At 69.8% G+C, this 2,843-nt stretch carries 2 protein-coding genes; both read left to right on the top strand.

Features of this window, described 5'->3' with window-relative positions; genetic code table 11:
- A partial coding sequence (locus GXY85_05510) for a DNA mismatch repair endonuclease MutL (GenBank protein NLW50287.1) occupies positions 1-1,683 on the top strand: 1,683 nt, incomplete at its 5' end.
- A gap of 350 nt (positions 1,684-2,033) precedes the next feature.
- A partial coding sequence (locus tag GXY85_05505) for an ABC-F family ATP-binding cassette domain-containing protein (GenBank protein ID NLW50286.1) occupies positions 2,034-2,843 on the top strand: 810 nt, incomplete at its 3' end.

The raw sequence follows: 2,843 nt of genomic DNA, 5'->3' as shown, positions 1-2,843 counted from the left end.
GACGCCGGCGCGGGCCGGATCGAGCTGCACCTGGAGAACGGCGGGGCAGACCTGGTGCGCGTCGTGGACGACGGCTGCGGCATGGACGCCCACGACCTGGCGCTGGCCTTCGTGGGCCATGCGACCAGCAAGCTGTCCGACGACGACGACCTGTTCCGCGTGCGCACGATGGGCTTTCGGGGCGAGGCGCTGGCCAGCATCGGCTCGGTATCCGACGCACGCATCGTCTCCCGCACGGCCGACAGCGATTCGGGACACGAGGTGCAGATGCAGGCGGGCGTGGTCAGCCCGGTGAAGGCCTGCGGCGCGCCGGTCGGCACGCAGGTCGAGGTGCGCAACCTGTTCTACAACGTGCCGGTGCGCAAGAAGTTCCTCAAGACGACGGCCACGGAGATGGCGCACGTCACCGAGGCGGCCACGCGCCTGGCGCTGGAGCGGCACCGCCTCCACTTCGTGCTCACGCACAACGGGCGGGGCATCTTCAACCTGCCGCCGGCGGCCGATCGCGCGCAGCGGATCGGCGAGTTCTTCGGGCGCGAGATCGCCGACCACCTGATCCCCTTCCGTGTGCGCGCCGAGTCGCTGGAGATCGAGGGCTACGTGCTGCCGCCCTTCGTGGACCGCCGCACGGCGAAGATGCAGTACACTTACGTCAACGGCCGGTGCGTGCGCGACGCGACCCTCCTGCACGCGATCGGCGAGGCCTACTCCGGCCTGATGACGTCCGGACGCCGCCCGGTCTGCTTCCTGTTCCTGACGATGGACCCCGCGCTGGTCGACGTGAACGTGCATCCGACGAAGATGGAGGTGAAGTTCCGGCACTCGCGCCAGGTCCACGCCGAGGTGCTGCGCGGCATCCGCGAGGCCCTGCGCGGCGCGAGCCTGACGCCTCAAGTCACCCTGAGCGCGGACGCGCCTCCCGCGGCGGCCGGACACGGGGAGGCGGTGCGGCAGGCGATCACGGACTTCTTCCAGCGCCCCGCCCCGACGCAGCCGCCGGCCGGCGTCCGTGCCCGCTCCTCCGGCGGCCCGCACGCCGCGCCCCCGTCCCGGCCGATGCCGCCGCCCCCGCGCCCCGCCGGCCCGGTGCCGGCCCCCGAGGTGCGCGCACGCTTCGGCAACTGCATCCAGCTTCTGGACTCCTACATCGTCGAAGAGGCCGGCGACGCCATCCTTCTGATCGATCAGCACGCCCTGCACGAGCGGATCCTCTACGAGCGCATTCGCGCCGGCCTCACCGAAGGCCCCCTGACCAGTCAGCGCCTGCTCGTGCCCGAACTGGTGGAGCTGCCGCAGCCGGAGTTCTATGCCGTGATGGATCTGGCGGAGGAACTGGCGCGGTTCGGCATGGAGATCGAGCCGTTCGGCGAGCGGACTGTCATCGTGCGCTCGTTCCCGCAGGTGCTGGGCAAGTTCGATGGGCGCACGTTCTTCCGGGACCTGATGGACGAGTTGGAGGGGCCGGACGGCGCGCGGAAGGTCGACGGACGCCTGGAGACGATCGTCAAGATGATGGCCTGTAAGGGCGCCGTCAAGGCGGGCCAGCGGCTCGGCCCCGAGCAGCTCCGCCGCCTGTTGGAGCAGCGCAACGAGACCGAACACGCGGACACCTGCCCCCACGGCCGGCCCACGACCATCCGCCTGACGCGCGCGGAACTGGACAAACAGTTCCACAGGACGTGATGCCAGGCCCGCGGGCACGGACGCACACGGGCCGGCACGGACAGACACGGACCGCGTGGAACTGTGTGCGCCACGCTGGAGGGGGCCGTGCGTGTCCGTGTTCGTCCGGATCCGCCTTGACGGCGGCGCAGGGACCGCGTACCATGTCGGCACGCCTTTTCGTCTGTCGGGAGCCACGGGGATGAGTTAGCGGCATCGGAAGCACGAGCGGGCAGGTGGTGGGCCTGTACGTACGCCCGCCATGTGCTGGCGCTTCCGCTCCGTCGATTCCCCGTGGCTGCGCATGAGCCTTGCCGCCGAAGCCGCGGGGAACCGTGGCTTCTTCTGTTTTGGGCGTCGGAGTTGGCCCCATGTTGCTTGCGAACTTCCAGAACGTCACCAAGACCTACGGCCCGCAGACCGTTTTGCGCGGCGTCAGCTTCCAGATCGGCAGCGGACAGAAGCTGGGGCTGATCGGCCCGAACGGCGCGGGCAAGACGACGATCCTCCGCATCCTCGTGGGGCAGGAAGAACCAAACGACGGCAACGCGGTGACCCCCCGCGGCGTCCGCATCGGTTATGTGCCTCAGCACGTCGAGTACGGCGATGACCTGACAGTGTCCCAGTGCATCCTGCGCGAGCACGACCGGCTGAGCGAGGCCCTGCGCAAACAGGAGCTTCGGCTCTCTGAGGCCGCCGAGGACGAACTGGACGCGGCCTTGCGGTCGTATCAGCGGGCGTCGGACGCGTTCGAACGCATCGGAGGGCATGGGTTTCCGCAGCGCGCCGAGGCGATGCTGGATGCCCTCGGCCTGGCCGGTCGGGCCGAACAGAAGGTGGGCTCGCTGTCCGGCGGCGAGAAGAACGTGCTCGGCATGGCCGAGGCGCTGCTGGCCGAGCCGGACCTGCTCCTGCTGGACGAGCCGGCGAACCACCTCGACTACGAGGGCGTGGCCTGGCTGGAGGACTTCCTCGTGCGCTTCCGGGGCGCCCTCCTGATGGTCTCGCACAACCGCTACCTGCTCGACCGCGTCGTGCAGGGCATACTGCACTTGGAGGACGGCCGCCTCCAGTCCTACGAGGGCAACTACTCCACCTACCGCGCCAACCGCCTGCGTCAGCTCGTCGCGCAGCAGGAGGACTACGTGGCGAACCAGAAGCGCCTGGCGCAGCTCGAGAAG

The organism is Candidatus Brocadiaceae bacterium (assembly GCA_012728835.1).
Taxonomy (GTDB): Bacteria; Planctomycetota; Brocadiia; order SM23-32; family SM23-32; genus JAAYEJ01.
This window is presented reverse-complemented; position numbering and strand designations above follow the sequence as displayed.